This is a genomic window from Geothermobacter ehrlichii (assembly GCF_008124615.1).
Taxonomy (GTDB): domain Bacteria; phylum Desulfobacterota; class Desulfuromonadia; order Desulfuromonadales; family Geothermobacteraceae; genus Geothermobacter; species Geothermobacter ehrlichii.
Map to the genome: position 1 here is coordinate 65701 of NZ_VNIB01000003.1, position 18202 is coordinate 83902.

The window sequence follows — 18202 nt, forward strand, 5'->3', positions numbered from 1 at the left end:
GAAGCTGACCCTGTTACCGCAATGGAGGAGCCGGATGAAAAAGGAAAACGAAATGGCACGCACCGGCTGCGAGGGACCGCAGGCGCATGACGACCACCTCTGCCGGCTGATGGAGCGGGGGCTGGCGGCGGAAATCGACCGCCTGACCTGCGAGGCCAACTTCACCTGCCGCAACTGCGGCGCCTATGCCTCGCAGGCGGAATGTCTCTGCAATCCCGAGCCGCTTTGACCCTGTGCGATCTTCTGTCTCGAGGAGATACGACGTGCCGTTCAGGTTGACCTTGTTCCTCTGTCTTTTGATGCTGCCCCTGTCCCTTCGTGCCGCGCAAAAGCCGGTGGTCTGGTTTGACCAGGCCCATGGCCAGGCGTTTCGCATCGACCGGCAGGGGCCGCTGCATCTGACCGATTTCGCCCGCCTGCTCATCGAGCAGGGGAGTGTCGCCGAAACCAGCCGGCAGCCGCTTGACAGCGGCATGCTCGACAAGGCCGAGGCGCTGGTACTGTCGGGGGCCTTCCGGCCCTACAGCGAGGCCGAGATCGACGCGGTGATGGATTTTCTGCGGCGGGGCGGCCGTCTGGCGGTGATGCTGCATATCGCACCTCCCGTCGGGACCCTGCTGCACCGGCTGGGAGTCGATTTCTCCAACGGGGTGATCCGCGAACAGGACCGGATACTCGGCGGCGACCCGCTCAACTTCCGGGTGGTCGACCTGGCCGCTCATCCGGTGTTGGCGGGTTTGCGCGGCTTCAACATCTATGGCGGCTGGGCACTGACCAATACCGGTTCCGGCTGTCGCATCATAGCCCGCACCGGGCCGCGGGCCTGGGTCGATCTCGACCGCAACCGGCGGCTCAATCGTGGTGACGCCATGCAGAGGTTCGGGGTGGCGGTGGCCGGCACACTCGGCAAGGGGGGCTTTATCATTTTCGCCGATGACGCCATCTTTCAGAACCGTTTTCTGGCGGCCAACCGCCGGCTGGCCGTCAATCTGGCCCGTTGGCTGTTGGGGAAGCCGACGCAGAACAGGCAGGTGGCGCAGCGTTGAATGCCGTTTCAGCACCTTTAAAAGGACGCTGCTGCTGCGAAATCTTGGATGTCTTGCAATCCGGTCAGCGCACAAACGAAAAGGCCCGCCGTCAGGCGGGCCTTTTCGTTTTACAAAGGAGGAGAGATGAGACTAAAAGCCGTGGTGGCTGATGAAGCGTGTCCAGCCGAGCTTTCTGCGAGCCCGGGCCGAGAACTGAATCGGACAGGCCACCTGGTGATGGTGGCTGCGTCCGCTTTTTTTGCCCAGAAAATAAAGTCTTGAAAAAATGCGCATTTAGTCTGTCTTTCGTCAAGGTTCATGGTGATGGTAAGACCACTGGCCCAGGCTGTCAACCGTGTGAAATCTGTAAAAAAATGTTTTAAATGAAAAAATAGCGTCAACCTGTTTGAAATGTTTGAAAATAAATTTGTCGATCAAAAAATTATTTTTTGTTCATTTATTGGTGCGAAACGGCGTCATGCGTCCAAAACCCCAAAACTACCACCCATTTCGGGATTCGGCTGCCGGAACGGGCCCATCTGCCACGTTGCCGCTTCGGTGCTCGGCGAGGTGAGATCCACGCCTGCGCCCGAATCGGTCGGTCGCCTTGCAACTGGACCCGTTCCGGCACCCTCGGTCCGCAAAAAATGGTGGATTTGGGGAAACGGTGATCTCTTGCGGCAAAAGCGGGGGCGGGGTAAGCTGGTGAAAACCGTTACGGGCAGGGTGCGAGGATGGAGCAGGAAAAGCCGCAATCGGGGGAAGGACTGAGGGGGATCGCCGGACTCTATACCCGGCAGGAAATAAAGAAATTCGTCTCCGGTTACCTGCTGCTGCTGGCGGTGGTCGAGGGACTGATCTTCTTTTTCTGCTGGGTCAGCTATCTTGGCGACGGCCAGACGGCCTTTCCCTGGAAGGCCTACCTGATCGCCTCCTTTCTCGTGCCGGTGGCCATCTCCTTTCTGCTGGGCGTTGTCGCCTATGGATTCGGCAGGTACCTGATGCCGGGCGAAGAAGCACCGGCAGACGGTGAAGTCGACCGGCCGCCGAACCGTTTCGAGGAGGCGATGCTCAGCCTGCGCCAGGTGCCCTTTCTGGTCGCCCTGCTGCTGCTGGTGCTGGCCGGTGGCCTGGTCTACAAGCTGGACGCCATTGTCGCCTTTGTCGCCCGGGCCGGTGGCGAGGCGGCCCGTTATCTCTTCATCCTGGTGCTGGTCGTTCTCGGGGTGGCCGGCGTGGTCGCCCTGGTCTGGATGATCCTCAGCTATCGCCTGCGCTGCCGGCGGCTGGCCTATCTGCACCAGTTCCGGCTCGAGGTCATCGAGCGCACCGGCATGGTGCTGCTCGAGGATGAAACCCTGGTCGACCGGGACGGTCAGGTGGTGGAGCGTCCCGGGCAGTCGGAGATGTCCGCCTCTTTTTCGCGCGACGAACTGACCCTGCTGCCCCGGCTGCCGGGTCGCAGCCGCGACGGAGAGCGGTAAATCGTTTTGCAAGGCCCGCCCAGGACCTCAGGTACGGTCAGGTTTTCTCCAGGTTTTCCCGCAGGTCTGGCGGCATCTGCCGCACTTATTCCATCCCGAACTCGTAGTTGAAAGCCGAGGTTCCCGGCAGCTCCCTGGGGCGGCGCAGGGCGTTCAGCACCTCCTTGCCGCGGGGAGAGAAGGGGCCGATGTGGCTGAGGTCGGCGGTCCAGTTGCGGCAGCCGAGCCGGGCCAGCTCGTCGAGATGGCCGGTCAGGGAAAAGTCGGTCTGGCTGCTCAGGACGGTCAGTCCGTCCTGCTGCTGGACGCTGAAGCGGTCACCGCGGTCGGAGGTGAGGCTTCCCTGCTTTTGCAGTGTCGGCAGCGGGATGCGCGAGGTGAGCAGGGGGATGCGGGCGTAGACCGTCAGGTCGCAGGCAAGCCCCGTCTTTTTGCCGGCCAGCCGGGCGAGATTGTCGCGATCGTCCTCCACGGCGTACATCCCTTCGGCCAGACCGAGTTCGCGCCAGGCCCGGGCCGCTTCGCTGTTGAGGATGAAGAGCCGGTAGCTGCCGAACAGCCGGGCCTGCGGCCGGTCGGCGAACAGCTCGATGTGGCCGAGGTTGTGCAGCCGGAAGTTGACGAAGCCATGGGTCAGCAGGCGTTCAATCAGCTCCTCGATCCGTGCCCGGTCCCGGTCGAAAAGAATGAAGGGCAGATCCCAGACCAGGCTTTCCTTCCGGCGGGCCCAGCGACCGCCGGAAAGCACGTCCTGTACCTGGCTTTCGCGCAGCGGCAGCACGACCCGGTCGACATGGTCCTGTCCCAGCACGTGCAGGTCACGACTGTGGCCGATGACCAGGGTGATGCGGACCGGCCCTCTGTCCGGCCGGTCGGCATCCCGTTCCGGCAGCAGATCGTCGATCGCCTGCCGGCGGTGCACCTGCGCGAGTCGTTGCCGCTGCCGACCGAAGGCCTGCTCCAGCTCAGCGTAGAATTCGCGCCGGATCGCCTTGAGACGGCTGGGGGGAATGACCACCGGCGGCAGCTTACTGCAGCTCAGGCCGGCCAGGGCAAAGGGGGCGTTGCCGGTGGCGCGAAAGATCCTGTCCAGGATTGCGGGCGAGAGCGGGTTTTCGGTCGCGACGCTGCTTTCCACCTGCCAGGTCCGTTCCAGCTCGACCGGGCCGACCGTCGCCCGCACGGCCAGACTGCCGTTGTCCGGCATCCGGATGTGCAGCTTCAGGGGCGCCGCCTTGGCCCGGACCTGTTCCAGCCGGCGGCGACAGGCGGCTTCGCTCAGGCTGAATGCCTGGCGGGACGAGACCTTGAAGACGGCGTCCCCCTTGCGGAAGCCGGCAAAGGGGGTGGCCAGCCAGACCTGACTGCCGGCGGGGACGTTCTGCACCTGGCGACGGCCGATTCGCAACCGGCGGACGGTGAAGGCCCGACCGGGCTGGTCGCTGGCCGGCTGGACGCGCACCCGGTCGCCGATCTGCAGGGGATCGCGGGTGGTGAAGGCGATGGCGTCCGGCCGGGCGGCGGTGATTTCTCCCAGCCAGCGGCCGGTGGCGCCGTGCCGGTGCCGGCTGGCGATGTCGGCAGGATTGTCGCCGGCGAGAAAACCGCGGGTCGGGGTCCGGCCGAAGGAGTCCCGCAGCAGTTCGCGCGCTTCGGCAAGGGCCTGCTGACGCCTTTTGCCGGTAGTGTCGAGCACCATCCGGTAGGCGCGCACCACGTTGTGCACGTATTCGGCGCTCTTCATGCGTCCTTCGATTTTCAGCGAGCAGATGCCCGCCTGTTCCAGCTGCGGCAACAGGTCGATGGCGGAAAGGTCGTTCGGCGAAAAGAAATAGCCTTCCTTCCCCTTGTGCCGGTAACGCCGGCGGCAGGGCTGGGTGCAGCGGCCGCGGTTGCCGCTCTGACCGCCGAGGTAGGAGGAGAAGAAGCACTGGCCGGAGAAGGAGAAGCAGAGGGCGCCGTGAACGAAATGTTCCAGCTCCAGGCGGGTCTGTCGCCGGATGGTCCGGATCTGTTCCAGGGTCAGCTCGCGGGCGAGGACGGCGCGGGTGAAGCCCATGCGTTCGAGCATGCGCACGCCGGCGGCGTTGTGGATGGTCATCTGGGTCGAGGCGTGCAGTTCCAGGCCGGGGAAATGGGTCTTGGCCAGCCGCCAGACGGCAAGATCCTGCAGGATGAGGGCGTCGACGCCGATCTCTTCCAGGGCCGCCAGGGTGTCGACCAGTTCCGGCAGTTCCGCTTCCTTGACCAGGGTGTTGAGGGTGATGTAGAGGCGGCGGCCTTCGGCGTGCAGGTAGCCGGTCATCCGTTCGATGTCCCGCAGGCTGAAGTTTTTCGCCTTGGCGCGGGCCGAAAAGGCCTTCAGCCCGGCATAGACGGCGTCGGCTCCCGCCTCGACGGCGGCGAAAAAGGCCTCGAGACTGCCGGCCGGGGCGAGCAGTTCGGGTCTCTTGCTGGTGTTCTGTGTAGTCATGCGGTTGCTTGTGATTTCATTGAACGGAAGATGGAGAGGGGCAGACTCGGAGAGAAAGAGAGATGGTTATTCTCCCGTTTTCTTTGCTCTGCGTCCTCTCCCCCTCTGCGCCTCTCCATTGAGAACCATGGTCTTGCCACGAAAAAACCGGGCTCTGACCGCCCGGTTTCACCTCGGTTCAATCTAGCATGGCTGTCATCGTACGGGCAAGGCGCTACAGCCCCCGGTCGGCGAAACTGACGTAGTCGCCGTTGCCGATGATGATGTGGTCGAGCACCCGGATGCCCATCATCTCGCCGGCCTGGCGCAGACGGGCGGTCAGTTCGATGTCTTCGCGACTCGGCGTCGGATCGCCGGATGGATGGTTGTGGATGAAGAGGACGGCGGCGGCCGATTCGCGGATGACGGGGGCGAAGACCTCGCGCGGATGGACGATGCTGGCGGTCAGGCTCCCCTCGCTGACCTGGATCTCCCGGATGACCCGGTTCTTGGCGTCGAGCAGCAGGGTGAGAAAGACTTCCTTCTTCCGGTCGCGCAGCCGCTCGTGGTAGTGCCGGTAGACATCGAGCGAACAGCCGTAACGTGCGCCGGGACGCAGCGGATCGGCGGCAAAGCGACGAGCCAGCTCGAAGACGCCGAGCAGCTCGGCGGCCTTGGCCGGCCCGATGCCCTTCTGTTGCTGCAGTTCGCTGCTGCCGGCCTGTCCCAGCGCCCGCAGGGAGCCGAACCGGTTCAGCAGCTCGCGCGCCTGGTCGAGGGCGCTGCTGCCGCTGGCGGCGTCGCCGGTGCGCAACACCAGGGCCAGCAGCTCGGCGTCGGAGAGCGCCTCGGCGCCCCGGCGCAGCAGTTTTTCGCGTGGCCGCTCATCCTCGGGCCAGTTCTTTATGGAGCGCATCCATACCCTCCCGTCCGCAGGCTGTCGCGGACAGGAAGGATTCTAGCAGTTGCGCCGTACGGGTCAAGCCCGACTATTCGCGAACGTAGGTGTCGATGTCGGTTTCGTGCACCATGCCCATGGTGCGGGCGTATTCCGATTCGATCAGGTCGTGGTGCTGCCGCGTCTGATCGGCGGCCCGTTCCAGAATCTGCCGGGCGACCGGATCGATCACCCTGGCGGCGGTCATGCGCAGCTGCCGTTCGATTTCCTTCTCTTCATGCAGGGCCAGCTCGCGGGCATGCCGGTCGTGCAGGTCGGCGGACGGCGCGTTCTTCAGTTCGGCCATCAGCCGCGAATCGCTGGCCGGGGGCGTTTCGATGAACTGCTCGAAGGTTCCAAGGTCGTCCCCGTAGTAGAGATGGAAGAACTGCCGCATGTTGTCGCGCACCTCGTCGGCGAGACGCGCGAAGACCTGCCGGCCGGAGGGGTGCTCGGCCCTGCGGCTCGCTTCACGGTATAAACCGTAAAGATCCTTCTTGGTTTTCAGGATTATCCGGATGGCTTCCTGGACCTTCATTTCCTGCGGCATGGCACCTCCTTTCCCGGCAGGGCCGGAATGTAAGGGTTCTCTTTCATTATGCCGCAGGATGGGGTGGGGGCAAGATGTCAGGCCATTAGTTTGCTTTCACCCGCAGGCTGCTGAAAAGGGCCTGTTGGCGGTGTCATCCTCATCTCCCGGCATTCGACGTACGATTAACAGTACGCCTCATGCCTCGACATTTCGGATGCCCTGCATCCGGACCTTGTTGAGCGGCCTGGCTGGTCGGCAAGCGCGAAGAAGGGACTGCAGGCGGGTCGTCCGACCCGCTTGCAGATAGATTTCGGAGGGTGTTACTTGAGGGCCTTGCCGCTGAAGACGCCGAGCACCTTCTGCTCGCGGGCGGACAGGTTGGCGCCGAAGCGGATCATTTTCTGCTGGATGGCGTTCAGGTCGCGGCCCTCGGCCAGGGCTTGGTCGATCCGGTCGCGGCTGTGACAGCCGGTGCAGCGCAGCTGGATGATCCGGTTGACCTCGGCGAACTGGTCGTCCTTCCAGTAGGCGGTGAGCATTTCCCGTTCCCCTGGCGTCAGGCTGGCGCCGCGGGCGGTCATCTTCTCGAGTATGACGCCGATGTTGATGCGGCGGCTCAGGGCCCGGTCGATGCGTTCGCGGCTGTGGCAGACGGTGCATTTTTTCTCGATGACCTTCTGAAAGGCGACCATTCCCCGGTCGGTGCTCAGGGCTCCGAGGTGCTGGGACTGGCCGACAGCGAAAGCGGGCGCCGCGGGCAGAAGGGTCAGCAGGGCAAAGAGAAGGGGGTAGCGCATGAAGATTCTCCTTCCGCAAATCGGTCCAAGGATGATTCCATGCTAGCAATGGAGCGTTTCGCCGGTCAATCCGTCCGCCGCGATCAGGATCCAGCCAGCTTGCGGGAAATGTTGTTTTTGACCCAGTTGCGGTCCCACCATTCGACCGGGTTGACCGGCAGGCCGTCGACCAGCAGGCCGAAGTGCAGGTGGTCGCCCCCGGCCAGCCCGGTGGCGCCGGTGCGGCCGATCTCCTGCCCCTTGGTGACTTCGTCGCCGACATTGACCTCGATGTTGCTCATGTGGCCGTAGAGACTCATCAGCCCGAGACCATGGTCGATGATGACGCACTGGCCGTAGATGCCGAACTCCTCGGCCAGCACCACCGTGCCGCTGTTGGCGGCGACCACGGGGCCGCGGGCGACCGAGGCGATGTCGACGCCGAGATGCACCTGGCTGTCGATCTTGCGTCCCCGGTAGAGATAGGTGCGCTCGGTGGCGAAGGGTTCGCGATTGCTCCCCCTGGGACGCAGGAAGGCGCCCTGCCACAGGGGCGAGGGGGCGGTTTCGGCGGCGATCTCCTTCAGCCGGTCCCGGTTGGCCCGGCGCAGTTCACGGTTGACCTTGAGAAAGAGCGCCACCAGGTCGTCGGTGTCCGGGAACTGGTCCTGGAAGTCTGGCATCTTGGTTTCGAGAAACCGGTCGCTGACGTTGATACGGGTCCGGTTGCGCGGCTTGCGGTTGAGATGGTGATAGAAGCCCGATCGCCGTTCGTTGCCGGCCCGGTCGACGGCGACCACCCGGAAGGTCAGATTCTTCGGATCCTGGTTCCAGGGCGCTGAAAAGAGGCAGAGATAGCGGCCGTCCTGTTGTCGGAAGGCGGGGAAGAAAAGTTCTCCGACCTCGACGCCGGTTCGCTCGACCTCTTCGCTGAGGGTGTAGACGATCAGGCCGCTTCCTCCCTGGTTGAGGTTGTGGCTGCGGCTGACCACCGAAATGGTGGGCGGTCTGCTGTCGAAGAGCAGCGAAAACTCCTGCACCGAGGTGTTCCCCTGCCCGAAATGGTAGATGGCGGTGTCTGTCGCCTCGACCCGGATCTGCAGCGGGGCGTTCTTCAGTTTCAGCCCCTTGAGGGAGAGTTTCTGCTGCAGATGCCGTGTGCCCGGGGCGAAGTCGCGTTCCAGCAGGACCAGTTCGCGATCGTTCTGCCGCAGGCTGACCCGGACCCGTTTCAGGCCCGAGTCGGCATCGTCGACCACCAGCAGCAGCGGGCGGCGTACGGAGACTGGGCCGCCGTCGGGAGTCAGGCTGGCGACGGGGCCGCCGGTATCGCGAAAGTAATAGATGCCACCGGCGACCAGGCCGATGAGAACCACCAGAAGCAGAATGACACTCGATGTACGCAAGATGACAACTCCTGAACGCGCTGATTGGATTGAGCAGCAGACTGTTGAAAAACTATCGCGGTTGGCGATACAGCGTTGAAAATGGTCTCCAAATGCTCATTTGCTGGCGTGTAAACTGCGTTTTGTCGGCCGTTTTCACCTTGTCTCGCCAGCCCTCATCACGTTTTTTCAACACCCTGCCAGGGACCGTCCGACCTGCCGGCCGAACGAAGGTCAGACGCCGGGTTCCTGTTGTCGGGCCCAGCCGTCGATGATGTCGCCGGTCTCCGCCGGCAGGTCGAGAAAGCGCAGTCCCATCCCCGGCTCATGGGGGGATGCCGCCCGATAGAGGCGTTTCCAGACGACTTCGCACTGGCAGAGAGCCGCGCCTTCGAGCGGCGGGGGAAGCGGCAGCTCGACCGTGACCCTGGTGTCGGGTTCGAGGGGGTTGACTGTAGCGATGATAGATGCCGCCGCGGCTCAGGTTCTTGCCGTAGCCGAAGAAGACCTTGCGGCCTTCTTCGAGGCGAACCTTGCGCACCAGCAGAGGAGCTCGCAGATTGCGTCGCTTGTCGGCCTGTACCGGCTTCTCTTCCCGATGCTCGTTCATGGGAGAGCCTCCCCGTCTGGGCGTTGGCAACGGCCGCTCGGTTGCGCGGTTTGCGCTCTTTCGCCGGGGCTCGTGGCATTTCATTTCCAGCTAGCCGGCGGACTCGGCGCAAGCATAGCATATTTTCGGTCCGGCGGCGTCTCTTTCTCCCCGTCGTTCTCGAGGCGGCGCAGCTTCTCGAGCAGGGTGGCGGTGTCGCCGTCGCCGTCCAGACCGGCGGCGGCCAGCAGGTCGCGGACTGCCGCCTCGGGGTCGGCGACCGGATGGGACGCCGACAGCAGGCGGATCAGCCGCCAGGTTTTCAGGGCGTCGAACCAGTCGTGAAAGGCCTTGCGCAGCCGCTCCGGACGGCGATGCTGGCGGCAGAGCCGCGGCCAGACATCGGTCCATCCCTCGCGTCGGAGAAACTCCGCCGCTTCGGGCGCTCCGGCGGTCAGTGCGTCGAGGACGGCGGCGGGCGGGGTTGCGGCCGTCGGTTCGAAATCGAGCAGCAGGCGCAGCTGGCGGAAGGCGGCCGGGGCCGGGAAGAGCAGGGCCGGCTCGCCGCGGGCCAGCCGGGCGACCTTCTCGCCGGTACCGAAGGGCACCCGTTGCGAGGTCCGGGATGAAGGATGGACACAGGTTCCGCCCAGGGGACGGACGCCGCTGGTCTTGGCCAGCTGCTGCAGAAAGTAGAAATCTTCGCCCGCCTTGCGCCGGTTCATGCCGCCGGCGGCGATGTAGGCGTCGGCCCGACAGGCGAAGGCGCTGCCGATGCTGTGGTAGGCGTAGGAGGAGCCGGCCAGGCGCAGGCCGAGGACATAGTGGCGCAGGTAGAGTTCGTACAGGTCGATGGCCCGCTGTTCCGCTTCGCCGGCCGCCGGCTGATGCCGGAAGGGGAGGGTGGCGCCGCCGGCGGCATGGGTGGCGAAATGCCGGCGGAGCGCCGGCAGGTAGGTGTCTTCGACCAGGGTGTCGGCGTCGAGGCTGACCAGGATGGCGGCGGGGCCGCGCAAACGTTCGAGGGCCAGGTCGAAGCCCGTCTTGCGGGCCAGGCCGACTCCGGCGTCCCTGGCCGGAAACAGCGTCCCTTCATCGGTGGCGTCGACCCAGGCCAGGTGCGGCAGCATCTTTTGGTTTCGATGCAGCCAGTCGAGGGTGGCCAGGTTGTCCTCCTTCAGGCGCTCGTCGGCCGACGGCGGCTGGTTGACCACGACCACCACCAGCCAGTCGCGCAGTTCCTTCTCCGGATTGGCCGCCAGGCCGGCCAGGGTGGCCGGCAGGTGGTCCGACTCGCCGCAGGCGGGAATGACCACCGCGCCGTCGAGATGGTCGGCGGTCGACCCCTCGAGCCGCCAGGGCCCGATGAGCAGGCGCTTGCGATAGCGGGACAGGTCGATGCTCATCGCTGGCGCACCAGGACCGCGCCGGCGGCGCGCCAGCCTTCCTGTTCCAGCAGCTCGGCAATGGTCCGTTCCGGATCGTGTTCGCCGTTGACCCAGTGGATGGCGATTCCCTGCCGCTCCATGCGCCGGAACCAGGTTTCCTGCCGCTTGGCGAAGCGGCCGATGTCGCCGGCCAGCCGCTGCAGCATGTCGTTGTAGCTGGTCTGCCCCTGCAGAAAACGGGCTATATGGCGGTATTCCAGGCCGTAGTATTCGAGCCGCTTCCAGTCGACGCCGTTGGCGTGCAGCCGGCGGACCTCGTCGATCATGCCCTGTTTCAGGCGCTGTTCCAGGCGCAGGCGGATGCGGTGACGCAGTTTCCGGCGGTCCCAGCGCAGGCCGAAGACCAGCGGCCGCATGGCCGGCCAGGGAGGCAGGCTGTCGGTGGCTTTCGCTTCGCCTTCGGCGATTTCGATGGCGCGGATCAGTCGTTGCCGGTCTTCAAGGTCGGTGGTGTTGTGCTGGTGCGGCTTCAGTTTCTGCAGCCGTTCGCGGAGCTGTTCGTCGGTGCAGACGGCCAGCTCCCGACGCAGATGGGGATTTTCCGGCACCTCGACCAGGCGGTAGCCGCGCAGCGCCGCGTCGAGGTAGAGCCCGGTGCCGCCGACCAGCAGGGGGAAGCGCCGGCGTTGCCGGATATCCTCCCAGGCGGCGAGAAAGGCGCGCTGAAAGTCGAAAACGCTGAATTCCTCGCCGGCATCGCGGATGTCGATCAGGTGGGCCGGAACCTCCCCGTACTCTTCCAGGTCCTTGCCGGTGCCGAGATCCATGCCGCGAAAGACCTGGCGGGAGTCGGCGGAGATGATTTCACCGCCAAGCTCGCGGGCGAGAAAGACGCCGACCCGGGTCTTGCCGGTGGCAGTGGCGCCGAGCAGGGCGAGCAGACGGCATTCTTCTCTCGTTTCGGACGACATGCGGCTACTCTAGCGTTTTGCGGCCGACCGTTCAATCGTTGAAGCCCCTTCCCTGGCGACCGACTTTCTGGTAAAAAGGCGCAGCTGCGATGAAGAAGGAAGAGCCCCCCACATACGTTCCGCCCGAAGAGCCGATCATCCTGCCGCGCGCCGAGCACCCGATTTCGCGTCGGCAGATCGATGAAAACTCCCTCAAGGTCCTCTATCGTTTGCACCGCAACGGCTACAAGGCCTATCTGGTCGGCGGCGGCGTGCGGGATCTGCTGCTGGGCAGACAGCCGAAGGATTTCGATGTCGGCACCGACGCCACTCCGGGGCAGGTGAAGAAGCTCTTTCGCAACTGCTTTCTGGTCGGGCGTCGCTTCCGGCTGGCGCATATCCGCTTTGCCGGCGGGGCGCTGGTCGAGGTGGCCACCTTCCGGCGCGAGGCGACGCCCGAGGACGTGCCGGACGATTTGGCCAGCAATCCGCACTATGCCGAGAACCTGTTCGGTACTCCGCGCCAGGACGCCTTCCGGCGCGATTTCACCATCAACGCTCTCTTCTATGACATTGCCGATTTCAGCGTCATCGACCATGTCGGCGGCCTGCGCGACCTGCGGGAGAAGCGGATCCGGGTGATCGGCGACCCCCTGGAGCGTTTTCGCGAAGATCCGGTGCGCATGCTGCGCGCTCTCGAGTTCGCCGCCCGTCTCGGATTCACCCTCGATCCGGCCGCCGAAGAGGGCATTCGCGCCCGGGCGGCGCTGCTGGCCGAGGCGTCACCGGCCCGGTTGCGGGAAGAGCTGATGGAGTTGTTCCGCCAGCGGGTGGCGGCAGCGGTTCTGCCCGAGTGCGAACGTTTCGGTCTGCTCGAATATCTGATTCCCGGCTACCGGCTGACCGACGGTACCAGGCGGCTGCTCGCGGCACTGGACGAGCGGCCGGAAGAGGGGACGGCCGTGGCGGAGCCGCAGGTTCTGGCCGCGCTCTACCATCAGCGATTCTTTGACAGCCTGGGTGACGGGCGGGAGATGAATCTGGGCGAGGTCATCGGCCGGGCCGGCCATCTGCTGCGTTCGCATTGCCAGCATTTCCGCATCGCCAACGGCATCCGGCATCAGGCGGCCGAATTGCTGATCGGTTGCTACCGGCTGCGGCAGGGGGTGGGCCGCCGGGGGCACCAGCGTTTTTTGCGCCATCCGGCCTTTCCCCAGGTGCTGCAGTTTTTCGAGCTCTGCTGTCGGGCGGGACTGGACGACCGGGAGCTGCTGCAGGCCTGGCGCACGTCGACCGAGGCGTCGGCACGCACCGCGGGCAAGCGGCGCCGCCGGCCGCGGCGACGACCGCGCCGCAAGCCGCATCATCCGGCAACCTGAGAGCGTCAGTTCTTTCGGTGACGGGCCGACAGGGCCAGGGTCCCCCTGTCGTTGCCGCCGGCCGAACCGACCAGGGTAATGCGGGCGTTCGGAAAGTCCCAGCGCCAGACCGGTAGTTCGAGGATGCTGCCGTCGTTTCTCTGTACCAGGCGGCTCAGGTCGGTCCCCGGGCCGAGGCGCTGCAGCAGCAGCCGGTGGAGTCTGCTCATGGCTGTGGCGGGAAAGCGGCCGATCAGCTTGTCGAGCCGGTCGTCGCGAAAATAGAGCCGCAGGCTGATGTCGATCCCGTCGATGCTCAGGTAGTCGATGGTGGCGACGGTGAAATAGGTGCCGGGGGGATTGCCGGCCGGCAGGGTTTCGGTGAACTGAAAGGGTCTGACCAGGGCGGCGTCGTCGAGGCTCATGCCCGGTTGGTAGCCCGCCAGGTTCAGGTCGTAGGTGACGAGTGTTTCTTCGGCCGGAACGGCCGGCGCCAGAACCGTCAGCAGCAGCAACGCCGCTGCGACGGCAAGCAGGGTGGTTCTCATCGATGGTCCCCCTCCCGACCCCGTGCCGGGGTCGACTTATCTTCCTCTGGTTCTCTGCCCCGCCGGCTGTTCGCCCGGCGAGATTGTTGCGGAATGTACCCGATGTCCGTTTCGGCTGTAAACAGGTTTATCTTTATCCAGGAAAAGCCCCGGCCTTGCGGACCGGGGCTTTGTTGCTCATGCCGGCACATTGACTGCCGGTTCCCCACATGGGGGTTTTTCCGGGTTGCCCCGGTTTTTGTTTGTGTCATTTCATCGCTGTGGGGCTTTCCTGTCCGGTGGCTCAGAGATGCTCATCACATCCACCTCCATCTGACTTGGGTTACGATTTCACTATACCAAAAATGTGCCACGAAAAAAGGCGGTGGGCCGAGAAAAAGAACCGGCCGCGGCTTTCTTCCTCATCCCTCGGCCGGGCGGGACGGCAAGCGGGAAAAGTCGGGGGGCCTGCACAAAAACGGGGGACAGCTCCCATCTTTTGTGCTAGATTCGCCGCCATGCCGAGAGCCGCGCGCATCATACTCGAAGGCTATCCCCATTACATCCTGCAGCGGGGCCATGATCGCAGGCCGGTTTTTCACGACGTCGGCGATTACCTTGCCTTCATCGGGCAGCTGAGGCGTTTTCGCGATCAGTATCGGCTGGCGATCTGGGCCTGGTGCCTGATGCCGGATCATGTCCACCTGCTCGCCGTTCCCCGCGACGGCGAGGGGCTGGCCAAGGGGATGGGGAGCGTCAGCCTGGTCCACGCCCAGTACCTCAACCGCAAGTATGGCGGCAACGGCCGGATCTGGCACAATCGCTATTTTTCCTGTGTCGTCGACGGGAAGGAGCGGGTGCGGACGGCCGTCGGCCATATCGAACTCAATCCGGTGCGTGCCGGCAAGGTTCGGCGGCCGGAAGAATGGCCCTGGTCGAGCGCCCGCTTTCACCTGCTCGGCAAGCGGGATCCGCTGGCGACCGCCTTTCCCGGTTACCCGGGGCCGGAGGTGTGGCGCGACATTCTCGCCGCCCCAAATCCGGACGCGGCCGACGCCCTGCGCCGGGCGACCCGTTCGGGGCGGCCGTTCGCCGGCGAGGAGCTGATCGCCGAGCTCGAACGCCGGACCGGCCGCCGGCTGCGGCCGGGCAGGCCGGGGCGGCCGCGCAAGCAAAAGGCAGGGAGCTGTCCCTGATTTTCGTTCAGGAGATTATCGTATGTCTTTCGTCGATCATCCGATACTGATCTTCGACGGTGCCTGTGGCACCAACCTGCAGCAGATGGTAATTCCGCCCGAGGCCTGGGGAGGCTGCGAAGGCTGCAACGAGGCCCTCAACCTCTACGGACCGGAATTCATTGTCCGACTGCATCGCGAGATGCTCGATGCCGGGGCGATGGTGGTCGAGACCGACACCTTCGGTGCCTCGAGCCTGGTGCTGGCCGAATACGGCCTGCAGGACCGGGTGAAGGAGATCAACCGGCTGGCGGTCGAGAACGCCCGCCAGGCGATCGCCGGGCGGGCCGGGCGCTATGTCGCCGGTTCGGTCGGTCCCGGCACCAAGCTGCCTTCCCTGGGGCATATCGAAGTGGCGGAGCTGGCCGCCTCGACCCGCGAGCAGATCGAGGCGCTGCTGGAGGCCGGCGTCGACTGCCTGATCATCGAGACCTGCCAGGATCTGCTGCAGACCAAGACGGCCCTGGTGGCGGCCTTCGAGGTGCTGGAGGCGGGCGGGCTCGAGCTGCCGGTTCTGGTTTCGGTGACCATCGAGCAGCAGGGAACCATGCTGGTCGGCAGCGATATCGGCGCCGTGGTGGCGACCCTGGAGCCCTTTCCGGTCTTTTCCCTCGGCCTCAACTGCGCCACCGGTCCGCAGGACATGGCCAGCCATGTGCGTTATCTGAGTCGCAACTGGCCGGCGCGGATCTCCTGCATCCCCAACCAGGGGCTGCCGGAAGTGGTCGACGGCCGGACCGTCTATCCGCTGGAGCCGGCCGAATTCGCGGCGCAGATGCACCGGTTCGTCACCGAGGAAGGGGTCAGCGTCGTCGGCGGCTGCTGCGGCACCAGCCCGGAGCATATCCGGGCGCTGGCCGACAGACTCGCCGGTGTGACGCCGAAACAGCGGGAGGTGTGCCGATGAAAGCCCAGGTTGCCAGTCTCTACCAGGCGGTCGATCTGCAGCAGGAAATTCCGCCGCTGCTGATCGGTGAACGCTGCAATCCCAACGGCTCCAAGGCCTTTCGCGAGGCGCTTTTGAGCGAGGACTGGGACGCCTGCCTGAAGATCGCCCTCGACCAGGAGGCGCGCGGCGCCCAGGTGCTCGATCTCTCCGTCGCCTATGCCGGCCGCGACGAAAAGCGCGACATGATCACCCTGGTGAAGAAGTTCGCCGGAAGCTGTCGCGCGCCGTTGATGCTCGACTCGACCAGTCCCGATACCCTGGAGGCGGTGCTGCCGCTCTATCCCGGGCGGGCGATCATCAATTCGATCAACCTCGAGGATGGCGGCAAAAACCTCGGCCGCATCTGCCGGCTGGCGAAGAAGTACGGTGCGGCGGTGGTCGCCCTGACCATCACCGAGGAGGGGATGGCCCTCACCTGCGAGCAGAAGGTGGCGGCGGCCAGGCGCATCTACGATCTCGCCGTCAATCGCTACGGCTTGCGGCCGCAGGACATTCTCTTCGACCTGCTCACCTTCACCGTCGGCTCCGGCGACGAAAAGATGGTGGGGGCGGCGATCGAAACTCTCGAGGCCATCCGCCGGGTGAAGCGGGAGCTGCCCGGCGTCAGCTTCACTCTCGGGGTGAGCAACATCTCCTTCGGGCTGCGGCCGGCGGCACGCAAGGTGCTCAACTCGGTCTTTCTGCACGAGGCGGTCGAGGCGGGACTGAACACCGCCATCGTCGACGCCGCCAAGATCATCCCGTTCAACGCGATCTCCGAACGGGACCGCGAAGTCTGCCTCGACCTGCTCTACAACCGGGACCCGGACAGGGAAGAGTCGCCCCTGATGCGCTTCATCGCCCATTTCGAGCAGGCGGCGGAAGAGGAGGAAGACGGTGCGGATGAACGGACCTTCTGCGAGGAGGAGCTGCGGCGCAAGGTTCTCAGGGGGGAGCGGGAAGGTCTCGAGGATCTGCTCTGCGAGCTGCGCGGCCGCTGGCGGCCCCTCGACATCATCAACAACCTGCTGGTGCCGGCGATGCGCGAGGTCGGCGAACTGTTCGGTCGCGGCGAACTGCTGCTCCCCTTCGTTCTGCAGTCGGCCGAGGTGATGAAGCAGTCGGTCGCCCTGCTCGAACCGCACATGGAGAAGGTCGAGGGGGAGAGCCGGACCAGCCTGCTGCTCGCCACCGTCGCCGGTGACGTGCACGACATCGGCAAGAACCTGGTCGACATCATCCTCTCCAACAACGGCTACAAGGTCTACAATATCGGCATCAAGGTGCCGGCCGAAGAGATCATCGCCAAGGCGAAGGAACTCAGGCCCGACGTCATCGGTCTGTCGGGACTGCTGGTCAAGTCGGCGCTGCTGATGAAGGAGAACCTGGCCCAGTTCCGGGCCGCCGGCCTGAACCAGCCGGTACTGCTCGGCGGCGCCGCCCTGACCGCCCGTTTTGTCGCCGAGGAGTGCGTTCCCAACTACCATGCGCCGGTGGTCTATTGTGCCGATGCCTTCGCCGGGCTGAAGGCGATGCGCGAGTTCGAGGCCGGAACGCTGGTCGCGACCCGGGTGGAGGCGCGTGACGCCGATCCCGGCAGTCGGCCGGGGCCACGGGCAGCGGAGATCGACCGGGAGGTGGCCGTTCCCGAGCCGCCCTTCTTCGGCAGCCGTATCGCCGAGGCGATCGACCCGGAGGAGCTCTTCACCTTCGTCAACGAGCAGGCGCTGTTCCGTGGCCGCTGGGGCTACCGCCGCGGCAAGCTCTCGGCCGAGGACTACCGGCAGCTGGTGCAAACGGAGGTGCTGCCCGCCTACGAGCGCATCCGCAGCCAGGCGCTGGCCGAAGGACTGCTCCAACCCCGGGTGGCCTGGGGCTATTTCCGCTGCCGCAGCGAGGGGGACGAACTGGTGCTGGAACATGAGGGACGGGACTACCGCTACGCCTTTCCGCGCCAGGGATTCCCGCCGCACCGCTGCATCAGCGACTTCTTCCGCAGCGCCGACGAGGGCAGCGACGTCGCCGGGCTGTTCGTCGTCACCCTGGGGGAGCGCCTGGCGGAGAAGACCCGGGCGCTCTACGAGGCCGACAGCTACAAGGACTATCTGCTCTGGCACGGCTTCGGCGTCGAGCTGACCGACGCCCTGGCCGAGTACTGGCACCGGAAGATGCGCTTCGAGCTTGGCATCGCCCAGGACGAGCCGGAGACCGTCGACGGCTACGTGGTGCAGCGTTACCGGGGCAGCCGGTTCGGGTTCGGCTATCCGGCCTGTCCCGATCTTGAACTGCAGCGCCCGACTTTCGAGCTGCTGCAGCCGGGGCGCATCGGCGTCAGCCTGACCGAAAACTGTGAGATGGTGCCGGAGATGACGACGTCGGCGCTGGTGGCGCATCATCCGCAGGCGAAGTATTTTGCGGTGTAGGGAGAGGGCGGCGGTCACAAGATCGCCTGTGGCGTTGCGTCTGCCAGCGGCGCCTGGCGGGGCGCGATGATTTTTTTGCGACCTTCGGTCGGTTGACGTGGATTCCGGGGTTGCGCCCCCGGACGACGCCGTCCTCTTTTGCTGGCCCAAAAGAGGACGCAGAAAAGGGCCCTACGCCTGCGGCGGGCATAGCTGTTGCGCAGGTTCGGT

Annotated in this window: 16 protein-coding genes; 7 read left to right on the top strand and 9 right to left on the bottom strand. The window is 65.2% G+C overall.

Annotated features, from left to right (window positions below):
- Positions 1–34: 34 nt before the first annotated feature.
- The 3 genes from EDC39_RS04290 (at position 35) to EDC39_RS04300 (ending at position 2512) form a co-directional block, all read left to right on the top strand.
- On the top strand, positions 35–229 hold the full coding sequence (locus EDC39_RS04290; protein ID WP_148895143.1) for a hypothetical protein: 195 nt from the start codon (positions 35–37) through the stop codon (positions 227–229).
- Between the two features lie 34 nt (positions 230–263).
- On the top strand, positions 264–1046 hold the full coding sequence (locus EDC39_RS04295; protein ID WP_187426644.1) for a DUF4350 domain-containing protein: 783 nt from the start codon (positions 264–266) through the stop codon (positions 1044–1046).
- A 716-nt stretch (positions 1047–1762) separates the two neighbouring features.
- Complete coding sequence (locus tag EDC39_RS04300; protein WP_148895145.1) at positions 1763–2512, top strand: hypothetical protein; 750 nt, start codon at positions 1763–1765, stop codon at positions 2510–2512.
- A gap of 85 nt (positions 2513–2597) precedes the next feature.
- On the opposite strand, the gene EDC39_RS04305 is transcribed toward EDC39_RS04300, so the two are convergent.
- The 8 genes from EDC39_RS04305 to miaA form a co-directional block, all read right to left on the bottom strand.
- Positions 2598–4985 (bottom strand): peptidase U32 family protein, encoded by a 2388-nt coding sequence (locus EDC39_RS04305; protein WP_148895146.1) that lies wholly within the window; start codon positions 4983–4985, stop codon positions 2598–2600.
- Positions 4986–5199: 214 nt separating this feature from the next.
- Positions 5200–5880 carry a RadC family protein gene (radC, locus tag EDC39_RS04310; protein WP_148895147.1) on the bottom strand — a complete coding sequence of 227 codons (681 nt, stop codon included), beginning with the start codon at positions 5878–5880 and terminating at the stop codon, positions 5200–5202.
- Positions 5881–5953: 73 nt separating this feature from the next.
- A complete protein-coding gene (locus EDC39_RS04315) occupies positions 5954–6451 on the bottom strand; it encodes a ferritin family protein (RefSeq protein WP_148895148.1) in 498 nt (165 codons plus the stop codon).
- 302 nt (positions 6452–6753) lie between these two features.
- Entirely contained in the window at positions 6754–7230 is a 477-nt protein-coding gene (locus EDC39_RS04320; RefSeq protein WP_148895149.1) for a hypothetical protein, read from the bottom strand.
- An 83-nt stretch (positions 7231–7313) separates the two neighbouring features.
- Positions 7314–8615: a M23 family metallopeptidase gene (locus EDC39_RS04325; RefSeq protein ID WP_246140177.1), complete on the bottom strand. Its 1302-nt coding sequence runs from the start codon at positions 8613–8615 to the stop codon at positions 7314–7316.
- A gap of 304 nt (positions 8616–8919) precedes the next feature.
- On the bottom strand, positions 8920–9204 hold the full coding sequence (locus EDC39_RS04330; RefSeq protein WP_148895150.1) for a hypothetical protein: 285 nt from the start codon (positions 9202–9204) through the stop codon (positions 8920–8922).
- Between the two features lie 80 nt (positions 9205–9284).
- The gene (locus EDC39_RS04335; RefSeq protein ID WP_148895151.1) at positions 9285–10589 is read right to left on the bottom strand and encodes a glycosyltransferase; all 1305 of its coding nucleotides are present in this window, start codon (positions 10587–10589) and stop codon (positions 9285–9287) included.
- A complete protein-coding gene (gene miaA / locus EDC39_RS04340) occupies positions 10586–11542 on the bottom strand; it encodes a tRNA (adenosine(37)-N6)-dimethylallyltransferase MiaA (RefSeq protein WP_148895152.1) in 957 nt (318 codons plus the stop codon). The genes EDC39_RS04335 and miaA overlap by 4 nt, the downstream gene beginning before the upstream one ends.
- Positions 11543–11631: 89 nt before the next feature.
- On the opposite strand from miaA, the gene pcnB reads away from it, so the two are divergent.
- Positions 11632–12900: a polynucleotide adenylyltransferase PcnB gene (gene pcnB, locus EDC39_RS04345; protein WP_148895153.1), complete on the top strand. Its 1269-nt coding sequence runs from the start codon at positions 11632–11634 to the stop codon at positions 12898–12900.
- A gap of 5 nt (positions 12901–12905) precedes the next feature.
- On the opposite strand, the gene EDC39_RS04350 is transcribed toward pcnB, so the two are convergent.
- Positions 12906–13427, bottom strand: a complete 522-nt coding sequence (locus tag EDC39_RS04350) for a hypothetical protein (RefSeq protein WP_148895154.1) — start codon at positions 13425–13427, stop codon at positions 12906–12908.
- 497 nt (positions 13428–13924) lie between these two features.
- Here EDC39_RS04350 and EDC39_RS04355 point away from each other — a divergent pair, with 497 nt between their 5' ends.
- Genes EDC39_RS04355 through EDC39_RS04365 form a run of 3 tightly spaced genes read left to right on the top strand, consistent with a single transcriptional unit; the run spans position 13925 to position 17992 of the window.
- Positions 13925–14602: a transposase gene (locus EDC39_RS04355; protein ID WP_187426645.1), complete on the top strand. Its 678-nt coding sequence runs from the start codon at positions 13925–13927 to the stop codon at positions 14600–14602.
- Between the two features lie 22 nt (positions 14603–14624).
- A complete protein-coding gene (locus tag EDC39_RS04360; protein WP_148895156.1) occupies positions 14625–15548 on the top strand; it encodes a homocysteine S-methyltransferase family protein in 924 nt (307 codons plus the stop codon).
- On the top strand, positions 15545–17992 hold the full coding sequence (locus EDC39_RS04365; RefSeq protein ID WP_148895157.1) for a methionine synthase: 2448 nt from the start codon (positions 15545–15547) through the stop codon (positions 17990–17992). The genes EDC39_RS04360 and EDC39_RS04365 overlap by 4 nt, the downstream gene beginning before the upstream one ends.
- Positions 17993–18202 lie beyond the last annotated feature (210 nt).